The sequence below is a fragment of the Mycobacterium sp. genome (assembly GCF_035653355.1).
In the GTDB taxonomy this organism is placed as follows: domain Bacteria; phylum Actinomycetota; class Actinomycetes; order Mycobacteriales; family Mycobacteriaceae; genus Mycobacterium.
In genome coordinates this window covers 1-5,925 of sequence record NZ_DASRBZ010000285.1, presented here as the reverse complement: position 1 = coordinate 5,925, position 5,925 = coordinate 1, and the positions used below count along the sequence as shown (strand labels likewise).

At 64.9% G+C, this 5,925-nt stretch carries 6 protein-coding genes; 5 read left to right on the top strand and 1 reads right to left on the bottom strand.

Features of this window, described 5'->3' with window-relative positions:
- The 5 genes from VFA16_RS09840 to VFA16_RS09820 form a co-directional block, all read left to right on the top strand.
- The coding region (locus tag VFA16_RS09840) for a hypothetical protein (RefSeq protein ID WP_324967631.1) at positions 1–851 on the top strand (851 nt) is incomplete at its 5' end.
- Between the two features lie 230 nt (positions 852–1,081).
- The gene (locus tag VFA16_RS09835; protein ID WP_414687683.1) at positions 1,082–1,789 is read left to right on the top strand and encodes a cell division protein DivIVA; all 708 of its coding nucleotides are present in this window, start codon (positions 1,082–1,084) and stop codon (positions 1,787–1,789) included.
- Between the two features lie 135 nt (positions 1,790–1,924).
- Positions 1,925–4,495 (top strand): SpoIIE family protein phosphatase, encoded by a 2,571-nt coding sequence (locus VFA16_RS09830; RefSeq protein ID WP_324967629.1) that lies wholly within the window; start codon positions 1,925–1,927, stop codon positions 4,493–4,495.
- Positions 4,495–4,821, top strand: coding sequence for an STAS domain-containing protein (locus VFA16_RS09825; RefSeq protein ID WP_324967628.1), 327 nt, complete (start codon positions 4,495–4,497; stop codon positions 4,819–4,821). The genes VFA16_RS09830 and VFA16_RS09825 overlap by 1 nt, the downstream gene beginning before the upstream one ends.
- A 129-nt stretch (positions 4,822–4,950) precedes the next feature.
- On the top strand, positions 4,951–5,349 hold the full coding sequence (locus VFA16_RS09820; RefSeq protein ID WP_324967627.1) for a hypothetical protein: 399 nt from the start codon (positions 4,951–4,953) through the stop codon (positions 5,347–5,349).
- 93 nt (positions 5,350–5,442) lie between these two features.
- On the opposite strand, the gene VFA16_RS09815 is transcribed toward VFA16_RS09820, so the two are convergent.
- A partial coding sequence (locus tag VFA16_RS09815; protein WP_324967626.1) for a DUF3060 domain-containing protein occupies positions 5,443–5,925 on the bottom strand: 483 nt, incomplete at its 5' end.

Genomic DNA, 5,925 nt, shown 5'->3' with positions numbered 1-5,925 from the left:
AGAGCTTAGATGCGCCACCGCAGGCGGTCGCGGCCGCGAAAAACGCACCGGCGACGCGGATTGATTTCCGCACGACGCACCAGATGCTGCAGGTGGTGGACTTCAACCACCAGGTGCAGGACGTGGTCAACGCCCATAACGCCAACGTTGACATCGTCAAGGCCGACAATAAGTCGTTGGCGCGCCCGCGACATTGGGACTACGTCGACTACGACGTCTACCACCGCCCGGCGCTGTACAACCCGCTCGATCAGCCGATGACCTTCCGCTACTTCTACAACGGCGCCTACCGGGAGGCGTATGTGCCGGCCGGGGGCCGGGTCGTGCTCGACGTCGCCACCGCGGGCGTGTTCCCGTTCACAGCGGTCGGCGGCAGCTATCTGGCGTCGGGCAGCTTCAACGGTGGGGCCTGGATTCCGCCGGACGGTTGGAAGGGCCCTCCGCCACCGGACTACACCCCGCCAGCGCCCCCGGAGGTCTACCAGGACGTCTTGGCCGATGTTCCCGCCCGTAACCAGGTCGTCAAAGTCGGCCAAGTGGTGGTGGTGGGCCGCGACGATAGCCAACCCGCGGGCAGCCAGGACACGTTACTACTCAACGACTCCACTTTTGCCTGGGGTCAGACGAGCGATCCGAGCGGCAGCGCCCAGATCAGGATCACCAAGACCCAGTCGCTGCCGGGCGTGGGCCCGACCGACAATGGCAGCTTCTTAGTGGCACTGGCGGGCTACGAGGAGCCCAGTCAACCCAGCGAACCGTGGTGGCCCTCGGTGCTGGGCTACGGGGCATTGGCAATCGCTGTGGTCTTCGTGGCCTGGATGATCAGTCGCGGAAGCGGAGCGCGGACCTGACCGTTGGGTGCAAGCGGTAGGCACTGCGCGGTAGGCAGTCGGCCGCCGACGTCTTGGCCGCGGTACCGCTTGCACGGCTACCCTCGGCGATGAGCGCTCGTGTCGGCGCCGACCCAAGACCGTGACATAGTCTCGACGCCCGGGAGGCGGTTTCGCCGAGTCTGCCAGGCGTTTTCAGAAGGGAAGTGGCAGTGAACACCGAATCCGCAAAGACGTTTGCTCGCACGTTCATGGGCTACGCTCCGGCCGCGGTTGATGCCCACATCGAGGCGTTGACCATCAAGCAGGAGTTGCTGCTCAACGACGTCGAGAGCCTCAGGGCCCGGCTGAGGGAATGCGACGCCGAAACAGCCGCGCTGCGCAAAGAAATCGCCGTCCTCAGGGACACCTCGCCCTCGCCGCACGCAGTGCAACATCGGATGGGGGAGATGCTGCGGCGCGCGGTGGACGAGGTTTCCGAGATGCAGGCCGAGGCGCGTGCCGAGGCAGAGGCGCTGATCGCGGCAGCCAAGGCCGAAGCCGAGGCGGAGCAGCAAAAGCAAGAAGAGCTACTGGCCGACCTGACCGCAAGGCGAAACGCTCTGGAAGCTGAGTATGAGCAAACCAAGAACAAGCTCGACGCCGAACTGGGCAGGATGCGCGCGCAAACAAAATCGGAAATCGAGGCAGCCTGGCAGGACGCCCAGCAGGAGCGTGAGCAACTCCTCGCCGATGCAAAGCAGGAGGCTGATCATTACCGTGAGCAGGCGCGGCGCGCGGTGGTCGAGGCGAGGCAGCAACGAATCCAGGTCCTCGAGCAACTGATGCGCGTCTACCGCGACCTAGAAGCGGTTCCGGCCGCTCTTGAGTCCGCATATCAGGATGCGAAGAATTCGCTGGAGGCCAGCCCAGAGACGAACGGTGTGGCGCCATTGAACGAGAAAATCAGCACTGGGTGAGCCCGCAGTAGAGGAATCGCCTAAAAGACCCTGCAGGACAATAACTCTCGCCGTGCGAATGTCGGAAATCCTCCCGGCACGTCGCACCGACGCCGAAACGGCAGACGTCCGGAACCAAGCAATTAAGTTGTATCTATGGACAACGACCCGGGTGAATCCGCATTCGCCCGGCAGGACCGCGGCGAGCCTGCAAGCCGGATGCGCGAAGAGCTTGACGAGCTCGGTGTAGCCCGCGACCAGATGGAACACCTGGTACGGGTCATCGTCGAGATCAGTTCCGATCTGGACCTGGGCGCAACGTTGCGTCGAATCGTCGATGCGGCGATGGAACTGACCGGCGCCCGCTATGGAGTGCTGGGTATACGCGGCTCCGACGGCACCATGGTCTCTTTCGTCCGGGCAGGAATTGACGACGAAACCGCACGTCGGCTCGGCGATCTGGCGGTAGGTGAGGGTCTTCGTGTCGACGATCTGACCGCGCATCCGCAGGCCAGCGGGCTGCACGCCCACGACCCGCCGATGCGGGCACTCCTGGCCATACCGATCGCGGTGCGCGCAGCAGACTTCGGCACGCTCTACCTTGCCGACGACCGGCCCGGCCGCGTGTTTTCTGACTCCCAAGAGGCCGCCGTGCGGGCGTTGGCCACTGCGGCCGCCGCCGCCATCGACAACGCGCGACTGTTCGAGCGAGAACGTGAATCGGCTAAATGGACGAAGGCCAGTCGGGAGATCACGACCGCGCTGCTGTCCGGTGACCCCCAGACGGGGCCATTGCAGCTCATCGTGAACCTGGCGCTGGAGTTGGCCGATGCCGAGCAGGCGATATTGCTCGTTCCGCGGGAGCCCAATCTGCCCGCTGATGAAGTCGACACCCTTGTCGTGTCCGCTACGGCGGGCCGGTACGCCTCGCAGGTCATTGGCCAGCAGGTTCCGATGGAGGGCTCCACCACGGGCGGTGTCGCGCGTCGCGGTCAACCGCTGATCACCGATTCCTTCCAATATCCGATCCAGGGGTTCACCGACGTCGGTGAACGCTCGGCGATCGTCATGCCGCTGATTGCGGACGGCAGGGTGCTCGGTGTGATCGCTGTCGCGCGCCGCCCGCAGCAGCCGCCGTTCGACAACGATTACCTCGAGCTGGTCAGCGACTTCGCCCGGCACGCTGCTATTGCGCTGGCCCTGGCAGCAGGTCGCGAACATGCCCTCAACCAGGAGCTCGCCCAAGCGGACACGGTCGATGACGCGGTGCGCGCGGCGGCCGAGGAGCTGCGTCGACTCTGGCGGGCCCGCCGCGTTCTGGCCGTCACCTTTCCGGCCCACCGTCCTTCCACCGAAACCAGCCAAGGCGCACCCAAGGTGGTGTCGGTCGGCGAGCCCGCGCGGTGGGCCGACCTGCCATCCCAGACAAGACACATGCTGAGCGCATTGCGCGACGGCGACCTACTTACTCCCAACGCAGCAGTGCCGGGGACGGCCGGCATCGCGTTGCAGCATCCCGAGGGCGTGCTCGTCGTCCGGATCGATCTGGCCGAGCAACGGCCGTTCACCCTCGAGGATCAGACGTTGCTCACCGTGCTCGCAGGCCGGCTCGGCCAGGGCCTGCAGCGGGTGCACCAGGTGGACCAGCAGCGCGAAACCGCGCTGGCGTTGCAACACGCAATCCTCGGGCCTGCTCAGCTACCGCGGGGGTTCGCGGTGCGCTATCAGGCCGCCAGCCCGCCCCTACAGGTGGGCGGTGACTGGTACGACGTCGTCGACCTCGAGGACGGACGCATCGCGTTGATAGTCGGCGACTGTGTCGGCCACGGCCTGGCCGCCGCGACCGTGATGGGGCAGGTGCGCAGCGCCTGCCGCGCACTGCTGTTCGAGAACCCCAGCCCCAGGGCCGCTCTCGCGGGATTGGACCGCTTCGCGGCGCGACTGCCCGGCGCCCAATGCACCACCGCCGTCTGCGCGGTACTCAACACCGAGACGGGTGAGCTGGTGTACTCCAGTGCGGGGCATCCGCCGCCCATCCTGGTCTACGCCGACGGCACGACCCGGATCCTGGACGACGGCCACACCATTGCTTTGGGAGTACGAACCGACTGGCCGCGCCCGGAAGCTCACGTGACCGTGCCGGCGCGAGCGACCGTGCTGTTCTACACCGACGGCCTGGTTGAGCGTCGCCGCATCGCCCTGGGCCAGGGAATCTCGCGGGCCGCCGCCCTGGTCCAGGAAGGCCGCGTCTCCGGTCTGGATGATTTGGCGGACCAGATCATGTCGCGTCTGGCGCCAGACGGCGGCTATCAGGACGACGTCGTGCTGCTGCTCTACCGCCATCCCGCCCCGCTGGAGCTGAAGTTTCCGGCCGACGTTAGCCACCTCGCGCCGACCCGCACCGCCTTGCGCAGTTGGTTGAGCCGAGCCCGGGTGGACCCGGATCAGACGATGGACGTGCTCGTCGCCGCCGGAGAAGCGGTCGCCAACGCCATTGAGCACGGTCACCGGGACAAGCCCGAGGGCACAATTCGCTTGGATGCGACCGTTTTGGTTAATCAGGTCCACGTGACTGTCACCGACATGGGTTCGTGGAAACCTCCCAAACCGGCTGGCGACTCTTATCGCGGCCGGGGTATCGCCCTCATGCGAGGGCTCATGCACGACGTCAGCATCCTCCCGGACGCCGCCGGGACCACAGTTCAGCTCGCTGCGAGGATCACCTGATGTCCGCACCGCTCACCCTCGACACCGCACGCGGCAACGACGGAAAACTCGTGCTGACCGCAGCAGGGGAAATCGACCTCAGCAATATCGAAACATTCGAGCGAGCTCTCACCACCGCCAGCACGGAGGCCGCTAAAAGCGGCGGCAAGCTCACCGTCGACCTCAGTGCGGTGGAGTACCTGGACAGCGCCGCCATCAACGCCTTGTTCACCCACGCGGAGGACATCCACCTCATCGTCCGCCCCCTCCTGATGCCCGTCTTCAGGATCAGCGGGCTCACCGAACTGACCACCATAGAAACGGCGCCGCCGACAGCCGAACACTGAGGCACCGGCGAATCGGGTCGGCATGGCTCAGGGAGTTGGCGTTGTTGAGGAGGCACCGCCCTGTACCGGAGGCACGGTCCCTCGCCACAAAAAGTGCGCCAGCTGGGCTCGCATGCTTACCCTCCTTCAGTGCAGGGAAAGAAAGTTGCTATCGCGGGAGCGGTGACACTGCTCGTCGGCTGCGCGCCGCCGGGCCAGACAGTGGCGACGGTGACGTCCACAGTGCAACCGGTCATCACCGAAACCGTGACAGTGACCGATGCGCCGCCGGCGGCGCACCTACCGAAAACGATTATGGAGACCGATGGCACCTATCGAGTCGGTACCGACATCGTGCTCGGCACCTATCGCTCCGACGGAAAAAGCAGTGAGGGAGAATCCGACTGCTATTGGGCCAGGCTGAACAGTCTTAATCCGACCGACATCATCGATAACAACATCAGCACGGGCCCTCAGGTAGTCGCGCTGCAGCCTGGAGACAAAGCGTTCTTGACGCATAGCTGCCAGCCCTGGCAGAAAACCGACTGACCAATCAACGGAAAAGCAATGTGCGCTGTAGGAACCAACGGTTCCAGGCCGGCAACTTCACGGAATCCGTTGATTGGCAACAGCTTCTAGTGGTCAGCCCCGATTCACCGTGACGCCGATCCCGGACTCGGTGATTTTGGGTGTGCCCGAGTGGTAGACGGTCACGGTGTAGATGCCGCCGGCATCGATGGTGTCGGCACTGTCGACGGTGACATGCGTGTAGTTCCCCGAGACTTCCACCTTGCGACAATGACCGGTGACGGTGAATGTGTTGCTGTTTCCGGACAACCGAAGGGTGCCCTCATTGCATGCGATGGTTCGAGATTCCCCGTTACCGCTGGCGCTCAGTACTCCACCGGGGCCGACGGTCAGGCCGCTCGGTGCGGGTTGCGTTCGGAAGGGCGAGACGGTGGGGCTCACGGTTATCGGATTCATGCCGGAAGGGGAGTGATGCGTCAGGTGCGTCAAAAGCCGACCCACACCATGACCTACTGGAATCAGCAGCCAGAACACCGCAACTATCGACACCAAACGCCACCGACGCCACGGACGACTGCGTCGCCACTGAAGGGAATC